Origin of the sequence: Cuneatibacter sp. NSJ-177, assembly GCF_022867805.1 — a bacterium.
Taxonomy (GTDB): Bacteria; Bacillota; Clostridia; order Lachnospirales; family Lachnospiraceae; genus Pseudolachnospira.
In genome coordinates this window covers 118,145-134,116 of sequence record NZ_JALIFO010000002.1, presented here as the reverse complement: position 1 = coordinate 134,116, position 15,972 = coordinate 118,145, and the positions used below count along the sequence as shown (strand labels likewise).

General features: G+C 55.1%; 12 protein-coding genes. 11 read left to right on the top strand and 1 reads right to left on the bottom strand.

Going from position 1 to position 15,972, the window contains the following annotated elements; all coding sequences use genetic code 11:
* Positions 1-41: 41 nt before the first annotated feature.
* From MUB23_RS04665 to MUB23_RS04635, 7 genes are all read left to right on the top strand, one after another.
* A complete protein-coding gene (locus tag MUB23_RS04665) occupies positions 42-1,238 on the top strand; it encodes an amidohydrolase family protein (RefSeq protein WP_244799182.1) in 1,197 nt (398 codons plus the stop codon).
* A gap of 260 nt (positions 1,239-1,498) precedes the next feature.
* Positions 1,499-3,496 carry a DHH family phosphoesterase gene (locus MUB23_RS04660; RefSeq protein WP_244799181.1) on the top strand — a complete coding sequence of 666 codons (1,998 nt, stop codon included), beginning with the start codon at positions 1,499-1,501 and terminating at the stop codon, positions 3,494-3,496.
* 1 nt (position 3,497) lies between these two features.
* Positions 3,498-3,944 carry a 50S ribosomal protein L9 gene (rplI, locus tag MUB23_RS04655; protein WP_244799180.1) on the top strand — a complete coding sequence of 149 codons (447 nt, stop codon included), beginning with the start codon at positions 3,498-3,500 and terminating at the stop codon, positions 3,942-3,944.
* A gap of 13 nt (positions 3,945-3,957) precedes the next feature.
* A complete protein-coding gene (gene dnaB / locus MUB23_RS04650) occupies positions 3,958-5,289 on the top strand; it encodes a replicative DNA helicase (protein ID WP_244799179.1) in 1,332 nt (443 codons plus the stop codon).
* Positions 5,290-5,305: 16 nt separating this feature from the next.
* Positions 5,306-5,890, top strand: a complete 585-nt coding sequence (locus MUB23_RS04645) for a TetR-like C-terminal domain-containing protein (RefSeq protein WP_244799178.1) — start codon at positions 5,306-5,308, stop codon at positions 5,888-5,890.
* Between the two features lie 118 nt (positions 5,891-6,008).
* Positions 6,009-7,784, top strand: a complete 1,776-nt coding sequence (locus MUB23_RS04640; RefSeq protein WP_244799177.1) for an oleate hydratase — start codon at positions 6,009-6,011, stop codon at positions 7,782-7,784.
* Positions 7,785-7,966: 182 nt separating this feature from the next.
* The gene (locus MUB23_RS04635; RefSeq protein WP_244799176.1) at positions 7,967-9,172 is read left to right on the top strand and encodes an amidohydrolase family protein; all 1,206 of its coding nucleotides are present in this window, start codon (positions 7,967-7,969) and stop codon (positions 9,170-9,172) included.
* A gap of 124 nt (positions 9,173-9,296) precedes the next feature.
* On the opposite strand, the gene MUB23_RS04630 is transcribed toward MUB23_RS04635, so the two are convergent.
* A complete protein-coding gene (locus MUB23_RS04630) occupies positions 9,297-10,508 on the bottom strand; it encodes a M20 metallopeptidase family protein (RefSeq protein ID WP_244799175.1) in 1,212 nt (403 codons plus the stop codon).
* 206 nt (positions 10,509-10,714) lie between these two features.
* On the opposite strand from MUB23_RS04630, the gene MUB23_RS04625 reads away from it, so the two are divergent.
* The 4 genes from MUB23_RS04625 to MUB23_RS04610 all read left to right on the top strand — a co-directional run bounded on the left by MUB23_RS04625 (position 10,715) and on the right by MUB23_RS04610 (position 15,971).
* Positions 10,715-11,950, top strand: a complete 1,236-nt coding sequence (locus MUB23_RS04625; protein WP_244799174.1) for a DUF3798 domain-containing protein — start codon at positions 10,715-10,717, stop codon at positions 11,948-11,950.
* A 131-nt stretch (positions 11,951-12,081) separates the two neighbouring features.
* Complete coding sequence (locus MUB23_RS04620) at positions 12,082-13,656, top strand: sugar ABC transporter ATP-binding protein (RefSeq protein ID WP_244799173.1); 1,575 nt, start codon at positions 12,082-12,084, stop codon at positions 13,654-13,656.
* Positions 13,657-13,668: 12 nt separating this feature from the next.
* A complete protein-coding gene (locus MUB23_RS04615; RefSeq protein WP_244799172.1) occupies positions 13,669-14,709 on the top strand; it encodes an ABC transporter permease subunit in 1,041 nt (346 codons plus the stop codon).
* Positions 14,709-15,971 carry an ABC transporter permease subunit gene (locus tag MUB23_RS04610; protein ID WP_244799171.1) on the top strand — a complete coding sequence of 421 codons (1,263 nt, stop codon included), beginning with the start codon at positions 14,709-14,711 and terminating at the stop codon, positions 15,969-15,971. Before MUB23_RS04615 ends, MUB23_RS04610 begins: the two co-directional genes overlap by 1 nt.
* The last annotated feature ends 1 nt before the right edge of the window (position 15,972 follow it).

The following is a 15,972-nucleotide window of genomic DNA, read 5'->3' as shown; positions in this document are numbered from 1 at the left end:
GGAAACAGACGCTTTGGTTTTGATCTGAGAGGAGGATCATGATGAGTAAAATGGTAATGTTCTGCGGGGGCAATGTGGCGGACGTGAGAACCGGCAAGATCCGGGAGGGGCTGGATGTGCTCTGCGCGGACGGCAAGATAAAGGCGGTCGGAAAGGGACTGACCGGGGACGGCGCGGAAAAGATCGACTGCCGCGGGAAATTTGTGATGCCGGGCGTGATCGACGCTCATGTGCACATCACTTGGGACGGAAGTTCGGATCCGGTTGGACTGGATGAAAGAGAAGGCGTTTACCAGGCCATGGTCCGCGGCCTGAACCATGCCAGAGATTCTCTGAAAGCCGGTGTCACAACAGTGAGGGATACCGGATCCATGGGAGATGTGGCCGTGGAGGTGGCATACGCGATTCAAAAAGGATACGCCAAGGGCTGCCGGATTGTTCCCTGCGGTGCTTCGATTCAGAGTATCTACGGCCATGTGCCGAACATCGGTGTGATTGCGGACACAGACGGAGAGCTGATCCGCGAGATTCGGGAGAAAAAGCTTCTCTTGACCGAGAAAGAGATCTCCTGCCAGTGGATTAAGATCATGGCGACCGGTGGGGCGGCCGGTATGGAAGAAGTCGGGCCGAGTATGTATTCCCAGGAACAGCTCCAGCTGATCGTGGGGGAAGCCCACCGGCTTCACATGAAAGTGGCGGCTCATGCGGTGTCGAGGGAAGGGATTGTGGAATGTATCAAGGCCGGGATCGATACCATCGAACATGGGGCGGATATCCCGGATGAATATCTCCGCATGATGAAGGACAAAGGCCTGACCCTGGTTCCGACCCTGGCAATCTATAAGGTGCTGGCGGAAAGCTACGGGATTGTTCCGGACCGGATGGTGGCGAAATCCAAAGCTGTGACCGAGAATCAAAAGAGCACTTTTGCGAGAGCGCGGGAGATGGGCGTCCGGATTGCGCTGGGCACGGATTCGGGGTCCCCGAACTTTGGACCTCAGCCAGCAGCCTTCCAGGAAATGCTGACCATGGAGGAATACGGGATGCCGTCCGCCGAGGTGATCCGCAGCGCGACCCTGACTGCGGCGGAAGTGTTAGGGCTCGAAGAGCAGATCGGATCCCTGGACGAAGGAAAGACGGCGGATGTGCTGATCCTGTCGGAGAACCCTTACGAGAAGCTTCAAGCGTTTACGGAAGCCTTGGAGGCCGTGTATCAGGCGGGAGTTCTGGTGGATTAATCATGGGGCAGACGCAACGTACCATAAAGAGAGAATACAAGGAATGAAATAAAAATACGGAAAGGCCGGTATCTTCAAATAAGAAACCGGCCTTTTTGCCGGTGCAGCAGGAGGCATCCTGTCTAATCTGGTTGCAAGGTTTTGCGGTTTATGGTATACTATTATAGCTACAAAATCAGTATTTTCCCATTTTATGGGGCTATGTACAGATAGAATGTGAAGGCACTGTCCCGAAGTGAATAGGGCCTGGAGGCGAAAAAATGAAAAATGACGGTACAATACGCGGCCGATTGAAGATGACTCTCTACTGGCCCTTTTATGTACTGCCGGCGGTCATTGCGTTGGCACTGATTGCCTGCGTCCTGGAAAGCGGGGCCGTGGCGGCGGCGCTGATCTTTGCATGTGCGTATACGATTTTTTCTTTTTGGTGGTTTTTATTCTGGAAGACACGTCTGACCAAGGAAATGGTGGATTTTGCCACATCCTTTGACCGCGTTCAGAAAAAGCAGCTGGAGGAGATCCCGATCCCCTACGCGCTGGTGGATGAAAAGGGAAATTTCCTGTGGATGAACCGAAGCTTTGAGAAAATCACCTATGAGAATCCGCACTATCAAAAACACTTGTGCAATCTGTTTCCGGAGCTTTCCAAAAGCCTTCCAAAAGAAGGCGAAGAAAAAACCGACCACATCCACTTTGAAGGGACGGACTTTCAGGTGGAGATGCAGTGGATCTCTTGCGACACCCCGCTGATCTCGGTCAGCCTGTTCGATGAGACGGATCATCTGGCGACTTTGGCGGAGATGGAGGGGCAGAAGGCTGCCATCGGCCTGATCTATGTCGACAACTATGAGGAAGTCATGAACAGCACCGAGTCGGTGCGTCAATCCCTTTTAGCGGCGCTGATCGAACGGAAGATCAACCAGTATTTCAGTTCCCATGAAGGGATCGTCCGCAGGATGGAGAAGGATAAATTTTTCCTTCTGCTGAAACAAAAGGATTTGAAAAAGGCGGAGGAGGAACGTTTTTCCGTGCTGGAAGACGTGAAAGCTCTGAACATCGGAAATGAGACCCCGGTCACCCTGAGCATCAGCGTGGGAGTCGGCGGGGAAACCTATGCGAGAAACGGGGAATATGCCCGTATGGCCATGGATCTGGCCCTGGGACGCGGCGGCGACCAGGCCATTGTCCGCAATCCGGAAGGCAACAAATATTTTGGCGGCAAGACCCAGCAGAAGGAGACCACGACCCGCGTGAAGGCAAGGGTGAAGGCCCAGGCGTTAAAGGAACTCCTTGCGACCAAGGATCAACTGTTGATTATGGGACATAAGCTGGCGGATTTCGACGCCTTCGGAGCCGGGATCGGTATTTTCCGCGCGGCAAAGACTTTGGGCAAAAGAGCCAGCATTGTCATTGACAATGTAACCTCCTCGGTGCGCCCGATGAAAGAGCGCTTCGAGGGGAACAGCGACTACCCGGAGGATATGTTTGTCGGCAGTGAGCGGGCCTTGGAGCTTTTGGATGAGAACACCACCGTGGTGGTGGTGGACGTCAACAAGCCCAGCTACAGCGAGTGTCCGGAGCTTTTAAAGCGGGCGTCCAGCATTGTGGTGCTGGATCATCACCGCCAGGGCGGAGAGACCGTGGAGCGGGCGACGCTGTCCTACATCGAGCCCTACGCTTCGTCTGCCTGCGAGATGGTGGCGGAGATCCTCCAGTATTTTTCCGATGACTTGAAGCTGAAGGCGGTGGAGGCGGAGGCGCTCTATGCCGGTATCGTGGTGGACACAAATAATTTTGTCAGCAAAACCGGCGTCCGTACCTTTGAGGCAGCCGCGTTCCTGCGCCGGAGCGGCGCGGATATGACCCGGGTGCGCAAATTGTTCCGGGAACGTATGGAGGATTATCGTGCCAAGGCGGAGACTTTGCGGAACGCTGAAATTTTTGAGGGTTCTTTTGCCCTGGGGATCTGTCCCAGCGAAGGAATCGAGAGCCCGATGATCGTAGGAGCCCAGGCGGCCAATGAGCTGCTGGACGTGATCGGTGTGAAGGCTTCCATTGTATTTACAAAGTTTGAGGATAAGGTTTACGTCAGCGCCCGTTCGATCGATGAGGTCAATGTGCAGCTGATCATGGAGCGGTTGGGAGGCGGCGGCCATCTGAGCACGGCCGGCACCCAGTTGGCCGGCTGTACGGTGGAAGAAGCCAAGGCGCTGGTCAAGGAAACAATATTGCAGATGTTAGAAGAAGGAGCTATTTAATATGCAGGTTGTATTATTGCAGGATGTAAAAGCATTGGGAAAAAAAGGCGACGTGGTAAAGGTAAACGATGGTTACGCGAGGAATTTCATCCTCCCGAAGAAGCTGGGGGTGGAGGCAACCGCCCAGAACCTGAACCAGTTAAAGCAGCAGAAAGCCTTTGAGGCAAAGCAGGCGGCCGAGCAGCTGGCGGAAGCCCAGGCCTTGGGCGCGGAGCTGGAGAAGAAATGCGTGAAGCTGGCGGTGAAGGTCGGCGAGGGCGGACGCCTTTTCGGCGCGATCTCCTCAAAGGAAATCGTGCAGGCGGCCAAGGATCAGTGCGGCCTGGAGCTGGACAAGAAGAAAGTGGTTCTGCCGGAACCGATCAAAACCCTGGGCACCCATCTGGTGCCGGTAAAACTCCACAAGGATGTGACGGCGAACCTGAAGGTTGTAGTAACGGAAGTATAAGGAGACGGCAGGTATGGAAGAGGCTCTCGTCAAGCGGGTGCAGCCTCACAGTATTGAGGCGGAGCAGACCGTGATCGGCTCGATGATTTTGGACAATGAGGCGATCTCCGTCGTGGAGAACATCATCGGCGGAGAAGATTTTTATCATCGCCAGTACGGCATCATCTACGATGCCATGATCGAGCTTTACGAAGAAGGCCGTCCGGTGGATTTGCTGACCCTTCAGAACCGCCTGCAGGAAAAGGATGTGCCGCCGGAGGTCAGCAGCATGGCCTATATCGGCGAGCTGATCGCGGCGGTCCCGATATCCGCCAACGCGAAATATTACGCGGAGATTGTAGCGGAAAAGGCAGTCCTCCGCCGCCTGATCAAGGCAAACGAGGAGATCGCCAACGCCTGCTATGCGGGCAAGGATAGCGTGGACAACATCCTGGCGGACACGGAAAAAACGATGTTTCATATCCTGAACCGCCGCCGGAGCGACGACTTTGTGCCGATTCAGGAAGTGGCTCTCAACGCCTTGGAGCGGATTCATAAAGCGTCGAAGAGCAAGAACCCGGTGACCGGAATTCCGACCGGTTTTACGGACCTGGATTACCGGATGGCGGGACTCCAGCCTTCGGATTTGATTCTGATCGCTGCCCGCCCGTCCATGGGAAAAACCGCATTTGTGTTAAACATCGCCCAGCACGTGGCTTTTAAAAAGAATCTTTGTGCGGCGATCTTCAGTTTGGAAATGTCAAAGGAACAGTTGGTGAACCGTCTGTTTGCGATGGAGTCCCGCGTGGATTCCCAGGCGATCCGGACCGGTAATCTGACCGATGACGACTGGGACCGCCTGGTGGAGGGCGTCAACACGGTGGGCCGCTCCAAGCTGATCATTGATGATACGCCGGGTATCTCCATCTCGGAGATGCGGACCAAGTGCCGGAAGTACAAGCTGGAATTCGGCTTGAGCGTGATCATTATCGATTACCTGCAGCTGATGAGCGGCAGCGGACGCAGCTCCGACAACCGGCAGCAGGAAATCTCGGAAATCTCCCGTTCCCTGAAAGGGCTTGCCCGTGAGCTGAATGTGCCGGTGCTGGCTCTGTCCCAGCTGAGCCGCGCCGTGGAATCCAGAAACGATAAGAGACCCATGCTTTCGGACCTCCGGGAATCCGGGGCCATCGAGCAGGACGCCGATGTTGTGATGTTCCTGTACCGGGACGACTACTATAACAAGGACAGCACCGCAAAAAACATTGCGGAGGTCATCGTGGCGAAGCAGAGAAACGGCCCCATCGGAACCGTGGAGCTGGTATGGCTGCCGAACTACACGAAGTTCGTAAATATGAAGAAATAAGGAGCGCTGCAAAAATTTGTCTCAGACTACCAAGCGGGCGCTGGCCGCTTCCCTGAAAAAACTACTGTTGAAAAAGCCTCTCGATAAGATTACGGTGATTGATATCGTGGAGGACTGTGAGGTGAACCGTCAGACCTTTTATTACCACTTCAAGGATATCTACGATCTGATTGAGTGGACCTGTATGGACGAAGCCTCGAAGGCGCTGGACGGAAAAAAGACCTATGACACCTGGCAGCAGGGGTTTTTACAGATTTTTGAGGCGGTTCAGGAGAACAAGCCTTTTATCCTGAACGTCTATCATTCCGTCAGCAGAGAACAGGTGGAGCGCTATCTGTACCAAGTCACCTATGGGCTGCTGATCGGAGTGGTGGAAGAGCAGGCCACCGGGCGGAATGTCCGGGAGGAGGACAAGAAATTTATTGCAGACTTTTATAAGTATGCCTTTGTCGGGCTGATGCTGGAGTGGATCCGCGGCGGGATGAAGCAGGATCCGGAGCAGATCGTCGGCCGGCTGGCCGTGCTGATCCACGGGGATATCGCGCGGGCTCTGGAAAAATTCCAGACCGGCAAAACCAGACAAAACATATCGAATGTATAAAATTTTGACAGAAAAACCGCTGTGCCGAAAATTCCGGCACAGCGGTTTTTCTGTCTATGGCATTCCGGGATAGAAAAGGCTATCCTATATACAGAACAAATCAAAGGAGGAGAAACAAATGTATTATTCAAATGGAAATTACGAAGCCTTTGCGAGACCGGAAAAGCCGAAGGATGTGGATAAAAAATCAGCCTACCTGGTGGGCAGCGGACTTGCCTCCCTGTCGGCGGCCTGTTTCCTGGTCCGGGACGGACAGATGAAAGGGGAGCACATTCATATTCTGGAGGAACTTCATCTGGCCGGCGGTTCCTGCGACGGCATCAAAGATCCCACCAAGGGATTTATCATGCGGGGCGGCCGGGAGATGGACAATCATTTCGAGTGCCTCTGGGATTTATTCCGCTCGATCCCCTCGATTGAGACCGAGGACGTCAGCGTGCTGGATGAATATTATTGGCTGAACAAACACGATCCCAACTACTCCCTTTGCCGTGCCACGGTGAACCGAGGAGAAGACGCTCACACCGACGGGAAATTCGCCCTCTCCGACAAAGCGGCCATGGAGATCATGAAGCTGTTCTTCACGCCGGATGAGGAGCTTTATGACAAAACCATCGACGATGTATTTGACGAGGAATTTTACCAGTCCAATTTCTGGCTCTACTGGCAGACCATGTTTGCCTTTGAGACCTGGCATTCTGCTCTGGAGATGAAGCTTTATATTCAGCGCTATATTCACCATGTCGGAGGACTTCCGGATTTCCGCGCCCTTCGCTTTACCAAGTACAATCAGTATGAATCCCTGATTCTGCCCATGGTCAAGTATCTGGAAAGCCACGGCGTCCGCTTTGAGTACGGGGTGAAGGTGACGAACGTGATCTTTGAAAAGCAGGGGGAGAAAAAGATTGCGAGACAGATCATCTGCATCCGGAACGGAAACGAAGAGACCATCGATCTGATCGAGGACGACCTGGTATTCGTGACCAACGGCTGCTGTACGGACAGCTCGGCCTATGGGGACCAGAACCACCCGGCGGTTGTCACGGTCAAGGACGGCGAGGGCGACTGCTGGGATCTGTGGAGGAACATTGCGGCGCAGGATGATACCTTTGGCCGGCCGGAAAAATTCTGCTCGGATATTGAAAAGAGCAATTGGGAATCCGCCACCGTCACCACCCTGGACGGAAAGATCCCGCCTTACATTGAAAAGATCTGTAAGCGGGACCCCTTCTCCGGCAAGGTGGTCACCGGCGGGATTGTGACTGTCAAGGATTCCGGCTGGTACATGAGCTGGACCGTGAACCGCCAGCCCCAGTTTAGAGAGCAGCCGAAAGATCAGCTCTGCGTCTGGGTGTACGGGCTTTATACCGACCGGCCCGGCGACTTTATCAAAAAGCCCATGCGGGACTGCACCGGTATGGAGATCACGGAAGAATGGCTGTACCACCTGGGTGTGCCGGAGGAAGAGATTCCGGAGATGGCCGCTCACTCGGCCGTCTGCGTGCCGGTCATGATGCCTTATATCACCGCGTTCTTTATGCCCCGCCGGAAAGGCGACCGCCCCGATGTGGTGCCGGAGGGCTGCGTGAACTTTGCCTTTATCGGCCAGTTTGCGGAAACGCCGCGGGATACGATCTTTACCACCGAATACTCGGTCCGCACCGGAATGGAGGCTGTCTATACGCTCCTTGACATTGACCGGGGCGTGCCGGAAGTCTGGGGCAGTGTCTACGATGTGCGCTGCCTTCTGGATGCCACCTCCAAACTGATGGACGGGAAAAAGCTTGCGGACGTGAAACTGCCGTTTATGGCGGAGTTTTTGGAGAAGAAAGCGCTGAAAAAGGTTTCCGGCACCATGGTGGAGGAACTGCTCCGGCGGTATCATTTGATCTGATGGGAGAAAGGCGGCGGGAAGTCCAGAAAAACGTGCGGTAGGCAGGCATTCCAGGGATTCGCAAAGATTTTTCTGCAAAATATTGATTTCCTTCCTGAATATGCTACAATAAGAAATGGAGAGTCTGGAATTCAGTTCGTAACAAGGTCTAGTGAATTCCAGAGAAAAAAGGAGGAAACCATATGATCTATACTGCGAAGCACCTGGTGATTGGGGACGGCAAGACCGTGATCCTGGACGGCGCTCTGCGTGTCGGGGAGGACGGCACGATCAGCAGCGTCGGGACGAAGCAGGAAATAACGGCGCGGTATCCAGATGAGCCGGTGACAGACTATGGGGACGCTACCCTGCTTCCCGGCCTGTTCGACATGCACGTCCATTTCGGCTACTATTACAGCCAGCCGGACCAGGCGAATTTTGATGATTTCATGATTGCCTACTATGCGGCGGAGCAGGCCAAGCATGCGATCCGGCTAGGGATTACCACGGTGCGTGACGTTTCTTCCCCCCACAATCTGATGAAGCAGCTGCGTCTGGCCGGCGAGAAAGGATATCTCACGGTGCCGCGGATTTTCCACACCGACACGGGAATCTGCATGACCGGAGGCCACGGCCATGACGACGGGATTCCGGAAGTAGACGGGCCCTGGCCGATCCGAAAAAAAATCCGGGAACAGATCCGCGACGGCGCGGACTGGATCAAGATTCTAACCAGCAACCGGGCGTCGATTCCGGAATTTACCCAGGAAGAGCTGGACGCTGCGGTGGATGAAACCCACCGGGTCGGAAGAAAGTGCGTGGTTCACGCGGGGATTCCACCCTCGATCCAGATGTGTATCGATGCGGGCTTCGACACCATCGAGCACGGTACATTCCTGACCGTGGAGCAGGCGGAGCAGATGGCGGAAAAGGGCATTGCTTGGGATCCGACCATCACGGCCTACACGGTTTTGTACGAGTTCACCAAAGAGATCATTGCCTCCGGTGCGGATCCCAGCGACCGCATTGCGGCGAAGGCGATCCGGGATATGGGCTTCTTTGAGCCCGCCTACTTTGCCTATAAAAATAATTTCAAAAAGCTGTATGATACCGGCGTGACGGTTCTGGCCGGAAGCGACATGGTCCTGTACAACGCGCCGCCTCTTCCGATCAACCGGGAGTTATCTTTGATGGTGGAGTATGGAATCACTCCGCTGCAGGCGATCCAGACCGCCACCGGCAATCCGGCCAGGGTGCTGGGGATCGAATCCCTGACCGGCCAGCTGAAGGAGGGATTGCAAGCGGATTTGATCGTGGTCGAAGGAAATGCGGCGGAGGACATCACGGCCCTGAACCGGTTGAAGGTTGTATTCATGGGCGGGAAAGAAGTTCACCGGAGCGAGGCTTAGGACATTGGCGGGCGCGGCTGCCTGCCGCCGGATCGTTTGGCCCGGTTAACAGGAAGGGAAAAGCAAAGGAGCAGAAGGACAAAAAAATCCTCCCGCTCCTTTTTCTGTGGAAAAGTTCCGGCGTTTAAGAGGCGGAATCCGCCCCCTTCTTCCCGTGGGTCTCTAAATACCGCATGGCGCACTCCGCAAAGCAGGCGGCCCCGACCGGAAGGGCTTCCTCATTGATCCGGAAGTAGGGGCTGTGGACGCGGTGGGGATAGCCTTCCTTGATGCTTCCAAAGCTTAAGTCCATGTAAACGGTGGGAACCCGGCTGCTGACTTCCGAAAAGTCCTCCGCGCCCATGATCGGTCCGATGACGTCTGTTTGCTCCGGGCCCAACAGATCCTTCACATAAGAGAACAGTTCGGCAGCCAGATCTGTATCATTGATGGTTGCGCCGAGGCAGTCGGCGTAAAGCACTTCTGCCCGGCCTCCGAACTGAGCTGCTGTGGCGTCTGCAATCTCCGAAAGGCGCTGTTTGATTTTTTTGCGCACCGCTTCATCAAAGGTGCGGATCGTTCCCTCCATCATCCCCTCCTCCGGCAGAATATTGGCGGCGCTGCCGGCGTCGATATGGCAGATGGAGAGGACCGCAGGCGCAAAGCAGCTGATTTCCCGGCTGACAATGGTCTGGAGATTGTTTTGGATATGGCAGAGGATATTGATCACATCCACGCCGGTCTCCGGCATCGCGCCGTGGCAGCCGGTTCCATAGACGCGGATGGAGAAGGTGTCCGCAGAAGCCTTGGCCGGTCCGTCCACGGCGCAGAGCATGGTCCCGGCGGGATACCGGTCTCCGCAGAGACAGTGAAGGGCCATGGCGGCGTCCACCTTCGGATTCTCCAAAATTCCCGCCTGAACCATTTCCAGAGCACCGTTGAACCCCTCCTCCCCGGCCTGGAACATAAATTTGACGTTTCCGGCCAGCTCGGTTTGACGGGCTTTCAGCAGTTTGGCCGCGCCGAGGAGCATGGCCATATGGGAGTCATGGCCGCACATGTGGGCCGCATTCTTTTTTTGGCTGCGGAAAGGGAGATCGTTGATTTCTTCCATGGGAAGAGCGTCCATGTCGGCCCGCAGGAGTATGGTCGGCCCCGGACGCGATCCGGCGAGCAGCGCGCACAGGCTGTGATTGCAGAGAGTGACCGGCTGATACCCCATGGCCGTCAGCTCTTTTTTTATGTAGGCGGAAGTCTCCGGCAGATTCAGACCGATCTCCGGAATTTGATGCAGGTCCCGGTACCAACGGGTCAAATCCGCCATGCAGCCGGCCGCCTCTATTTTTCTGTTGTCCATCTGTTCTCTCCTTTTTATGATGAGTTGTAGATTTTCGACAAGTAATACTTGCGGATGGTAAAAAAGTATGCTATGATAATTAAGAACATTCCGAAAGCATTCTTTAAATACAGCATTATAGTAACATCTGCGGAAGGAGAAGTCAAGGAGTGTTCGACACATTGGGAAAATGTGAAAAAAACAGACAAGAAAAGGAGCGTGATCCCATGAAACTCAGATTAGGTAAGAAAGCAGCGGCTATCGCGATGGCCGCAATGATGGTTGTGCTGGCCGGATGTTCCGGCGGCAATACCACCACCACGGCGGCGGGAGGCGCAGCGGACGGCACGACGGCAGCTGGAACGGCGGCCGGTGGATCCACAGCGGCAGACGCGACCGGAGCCCAGGCGGCCTCGGATTATAAGATCGCCATCATTTACACGGATTCTTCCCAGGGCGAGGAGCCGGTGCGTGCCTATGAGAATCTGAAAGCCGAGTACGGCGATAAGATCGTCGGCGCGGTGCTTCCGAACAAGGAGCCGGAAGCCATTATGTCCACGGCGCTTTCTCTGGTTTCCGACGAGAGCGTGAAAGCGCTGTTGATCTTCCAGGAGCAGGACGGCTGCGCAGCGGCTGTGAAGGCCTGTAAGGAAGTCCGTCCGGACGTGTGGTATGCCTGCGGCGTTGTGGCCGAGGACCCGGCTGTGTCGGCTGCCGCCTTCGACGTTATGCTGAACCCGAACCAGACCGGCATGGGAAATACGATTATCGAGCAGGCCAAGGCCATGGGAGCCACCACATTTGTACATTATTCTTTCCCGCGCCATATGGCCATGGAGCTTCTGGCAAACCGCCGCGACATCATGAAGGCGAAATGTGAGGAGCTTGGCATCAAGTTCGTGGAAGAGACCTCCCCGGATCCCATGGGCGACGCCGGTGTAACCGGAACCCAGCAGTTTATCCTGGAGGACATCCCGAAGAAGGTAACCGAGTACGGCAAAGATACCGCGTTCTTTGGAACCAACACGGCCATGATGGACGTGATCGTGAAGGCCACCGTGGAGAGCGGAGCCATGCTTCCTTCCACCTGTGACCCCAGCCCGTTCCAGGGATTCATCAGCGGCCTGGGTATCCAGATCCCGGACGACAAGTCCAACGACGCCCAGTATGCTGTGGAGCAGATCAAGGCAAAGATGGCGGAGCTTGGCATGACCGGGCGCACCGCGACCTGGCCGGTCGCTTCTTCCGCACTTTACTTCTATGCAATCTATGATTATGCCTGCGCTTATGCCGAGGGCACGATCACGGAGAAAACCGATATCAAAGCGATGACCGACCTCATCGACAAGCGGGCTGATGAGATGGCCGGTATGGATGTGAACGTCTATCTGACCGAATGGGAAAATAACGGGACGACCTACCCGCAGTATTTTGCCTTCCTGATGGATTTCGTAACCCTGTAATCCGGTATCGATCGCCTTTTGGCTGACGCGAAAAGCACCATAAGGGGGCACTCTATGGTGCTTTTTGCGAATCAGCGTAAAGAAAAAGTCTTGCAGTTATCCATGGGAAAAGAATTGAGAGGAGGAAACACATGGCTGAAATTACACCAGTGCTTTCCATGAAAAATATCGGAAAAGCATTTTCCGGCAACCAGGTGCTTCAGGATGTTTCACTGGATATTATGCCCGGAGAGATCTACGCGCTCTGCGGGGAGAACGGCGCAGGAAAATCCACGCTGATGAATATCCTGTTTGGAATGCCGGTGATCTCGTCCACCGGGGGATATACGGGAAAGGTCCTGATCGACGGGAAGGAAGTGCAGATCAAAAAACCTCAGGAAGCCATTGCCTACGGCATCGGCATGGTTCACCAGGAGTTCATGCTGATCCCCGGCTTTACGGTCGGAGAGAACATCAAGCTGAACCGGGAACCCCTGAAAAACGGCGCATTGAGCCGCGTTTTCGGCAAGCAGCTCCGCAATGTGGATTTTGAACAGATCGAAAAGGATGCCGAGGCATCCCTGGACCGGCTGGGGGTGGAGCTGGATCCCCACGCCGACGTGGAAACCCTTCCGGTCGGCTACATGCAGTTTGTAGAAATCGCACGCGAGCTGGATAAGAGTAACGTAAAGTTATTGATCCTGGATGAACCCACGGCGGTATTGGCGGAGTCCGAAGCGGAGATCGTCCTGGATATCATCAAGCGGCTGTCGAAACTTGGCATCGCCGTCTTGCTGATCACCCACCGGATCGGCGAGATTATGTACGTGGCGGATACGGTCACGATCCTGCGGGACGGACTGAATGTGAAGACCATGAAAATTGCGGATACCACGGCCGGCGAGATCGCCGAGCTGATGGTGGGCAGAGAGCTGGTCGCCGTAAAGCAGCGCGACCGGGACGAATCGGAAAACAAAGAGATTGCCGTGTCGATCAAAAACCTCCGGGTGGATATGCCGGGGGAGCGGGTCAGCGGCATCAATCTGGATGTATATAAAGGGGAAATCCTCGGTATCGGCGGCCTGGCCGGACAGGGAAAACTGGGCGTTGCCAACGGAATCATGGGAATCTATCCGACTTTCGGGGAGATCACCGTATTCGGAAAGCCTTTAAAGCTGAATTCCCCGAAAAGTTCCATCGGGGCAAAATTTGCTTTTGTGTCTGAGGACCGGAAGCAGCAAGGATTTGCGCCGGATCTTTCTATCGAGATGAACATGGTGATTCCGGCCATGGTAAACCACGATGAGTTCTTTCGGAAATTCGGGCCTTTCCACCAGATCGACAAGAAAAAGGTGGAGGAGACCGCGAAGAAATACATAGAAGAATTTCAAATCCGCTGCACCGGGCCGAAACAGGAGGTGAAGAGCCTTTCCGGCGGAAACCAGCAGAAAGTTTGTATTGCGAAGGCAATTCTGCTGCAGCCGGACGTACTCTTGGTCTCGGAACCGACCAGAGGCATCGACATCGGCGCGAAATCCATCGTGCTGGAGACGATCTCCCGGATCAATGAGGAGACTGGCGTCACCATTCTGTTCACGTCCTCGGAGCTTGGGGAGCTGCGCCAGGTCTGCGACCGGATCGCCATTGTCTCAGGCGGTAAAGTGGCGGACATTCTGCCGCCGGATGCGACCAACGAGGAATTTGGCCTTGCCATGGGCGGAAAGTAGAGAGGTGATACTATGGAAACGGTTAAAAAACGGATGCACCAGCTGGGGCTGCCCCGCATCATCATCATTGCCTTTATCATCCTGATCTTCATCGGCGCCTTTTTGCAGGGGCAGGATATGAAGCAGCTGGTCAGCGACTCCCTGGTCCGCTTTGGGATGAACTTGATTTTTGCGCTGGCCATGATGCCTGCGATTCTCTCCGGCATCGGCCTCAACATGGGCCTTGCCATCGGCATCGTCTGCGGCCTGTTCGGCGGCCTCGTCAGCATTGAGATGGGACTGACCTCCTGGGTCGGCATCGCCTGCGCCAGCCTGATCGCCCTGGTGATCGGGAGCGCCGTCGGCGTCCTTTACGGTCGGATTCTAAACGGGGTTAAAGGATCAGAGATGCTGATCGGAAACTATCTGGGCTATGCGGTGGTCTATCTGCTCTGTATGTTCTGGTTTATCGCGCCCTTTAAGAATCCGGCGATCATCTGGCCCATGGGCGGCGACGGTGTCCGCTCCACGGTCACCTTAAGCGGATACTACGAGCATGTGCTCAATAATTTTCTGTCATTTCAGATCGGCGGCGTTACGATCCCAACCGGGCTATTTCTGTTTGTGTTTGGCATCTGCTGGATCATCCGGATTTTCTGTAAGAGCAAGGTGGGCGTGACGCTCCAGGCAGCCGGGGACAACCCGGAGTACGCCAATTCTTCGGGAATCCACGTGAACCGCTGCCGGATCATCGGCGCGTCCCTCTCGACGGCCCTGGGCGCCCTCGGCATTGTGGTTTACGCGCAGAGCTATGGCTTTTATTCGATGTACGAAGCCCCGCTTACCATGTCCTTTACCCCGATGGCAGCGGTGCTTTTAGGCGGCGCTACAATGAAAAAGGTCAGCGTCTGGCATGCAATCATCGGAACCTTGCTGTTCCAGACCATGCTGACCGCGGCGCTCCCGGTGGCCAACATGCTGCTTCCGGACGGAAATCTGTCCGAGGTATTCCGGATCATCGTATCCAACGGTATCATTTTGTACGCGCTGTCTCAGGCAGGAGGTGAAAGATAATGGGAAAGAACGGAAAAGTCAGGGGCTTCCTGGGAAAAAACATTGTCCCTCTGCTGTTTGCCTGTTTCTGTGCGGTCGGCGTCTATTATTCGGGAACCGGCATACCGACCATCCTGTCGGATTTAGTGAACCGGTTTGACCGGAACGCCCTCCTGGTGCTCTCTTTGATCCTGCCGGTCATCAGCGGCATGGGCCTGAACTTCGGTATTGTCCTCGGCGCCATGAGCGGTCAGGTGGGGCTGATCCTGGTCAGCATCTGGAAGATCCAGGGGCTGCCTGCGATCCTGATCGCCATGCTGATCGCGATGGTGGTGGCCTCCTTCTGCGGCTTCCTGGCCGGAAAGATGCTGAACCAGACCAAAGGGCAGGAAATGATCACCAGCATGATCCTTGGCTTCTTTGCCAATGGAATCTATCAGTTTATCTTCCTGTTCATCGCAGGCGGCGTGATCAAATTTTCCTCAGATCTGCTGCTTTCCAGCGGAATCGGCATCAAAAATACGATTGCCCTGGATTCCATGCAGTACGCCCTGGATGACATTAAGATCTTCGGCGTCAGCACGAAGGTGGATCTGTTTACGGCTATGATGTTCTTTGGAGCATTGTTCCTGCTTTACTATCTCTTCCGCGTTCTGGTCAAAAAGAACCGGGAAAAGAAATACCGGATCCGCCTTGGCATCAGCGCCGCCCTGATCGTGGCCGGCGCGGTGGGATACAATCTGCCTGCCCTCGTCATGTATAAGATGATGGTGCGGGTGCCGATCCCGACGTATCTGGTCATCATCGGAGTCTGCATTTTGATCCAGGCGTTTATGAAGACGAAGCTGGGCCAGGATATGCGGGCGGTCGGCCATGACCGCAAGGTGGCTGCCTCCGCCGGGATCCGGGTGGATAAGGTAAGGATCCAGGCGATCATCCTTTCCACGGTGATTGCCGCTCTGGGACAGATTATCTTCTACCAGAACCTGGGAACCATGGATACCTACTACGGCCATGAAAAAGTGGGAACCTACTGCGTCGCCGCCATTTTGATCGGCGGAGCCTCGGTGCAGAAGGCCACGATCGGGCAGGCGATTTTAGGCACGCTTTTGTTCCATCTGCTGTTCAACGTCAGCCCTCTGGCGGCCCAGAACATGTTCTCCAATTCCATGGTCGGAGGATACTTCCGGATGGTGGCCTGCTATGGCATCATTGCCGTCGCCCTGATCCTCCATGCCTGGAGATCCCGCGTGGACCGGAAGAAAAAGAGTGAAGAGGTATAGG

What these genes read in the sequence shown, in the direction of transcription:
- MUB23_RS04665 (WP_244799182.1), top strand. Translation starts at nt 42, where the DNA reads ATGAGTAAAATGGTAATGTTCTGCGGGGGCAATGTGGCGGACGTGAGA.
- MUB23_RS04660 (WP_244799181.1), top strand. Translation starts at nt 1,499, where the DNA reads ATGAAAAATGACGGTACAATACGCGGCCGATTGAAGATGACTCTCTAC.
- rplI (WP_244799180.1), top strand. Translation starts at nt 3,498, where the DNA reads ATGCAGGTTGTATTATTGCAGGATGTAAAAGCATTGGGAAAAAAAGGC.
- dnaB (WP_244799179.1), top strand. Translation starts at nt 3,958, where the DNA reads ATGGAAGAGGCTCTCGTCAAGCGGGTGCAGCCTCACAGTATTGAGGCG.
- MUB23_RS04640 (WP_244799177.1), top strand. Translation starts at nt 6,009, where the DNA reads ATGTATTATTCAAATGGAAATTACGAAGCCTTTGCGAGACCGGAAAAG.
- MUB23_RS04635 (WP_244799176.1), top strand. Translation starts at nt 7,967, where the DNA reads ATGATCTATACTGCGAAGCACCTGGTGATTGGGGACGGCAAGACCGTG.
- MUB23_RS04630 (WP_244799175.1), bottom strand. Translation starts at nt 10,508, where the DNA reads ATGGACAACAGAAAAATAGAGGCGGCCGGCTGCATGGCGGATTTGACC.
- MUB23_RS04625 (WP_244799174.1), top strand. Translation starts at nt 10,715, where the DNA reads ATGAAACTCAGATTAGGTAAGAAAGCAGCGGCTATCGCGATGGCCGCA.
- MUB23_RS04620 (WP_244799173.1), top strand. Translation starts at nt 12,082, where the DNA reads ATGGCTGAAATTACACCAGTGCTTTCCATGAAAAATATCGGAAAAGCA.
- MUB23_RS04615 (WP_244799172.1), top strand. Translation starts at nt 13,669, where the DNA reads ATGGAAACGGTTAAAAAACGGATGCACCAGCTGGGGCTGCCCCGCATC.
- MUB23_RS04610 (WP_244799171.1), top strand. Translation starts at nt 14,709, where the DNA reads ATGGGAAAGAACGGAAAAGTCAGGGGCTTCCTGGGAAAAAACATTGTC.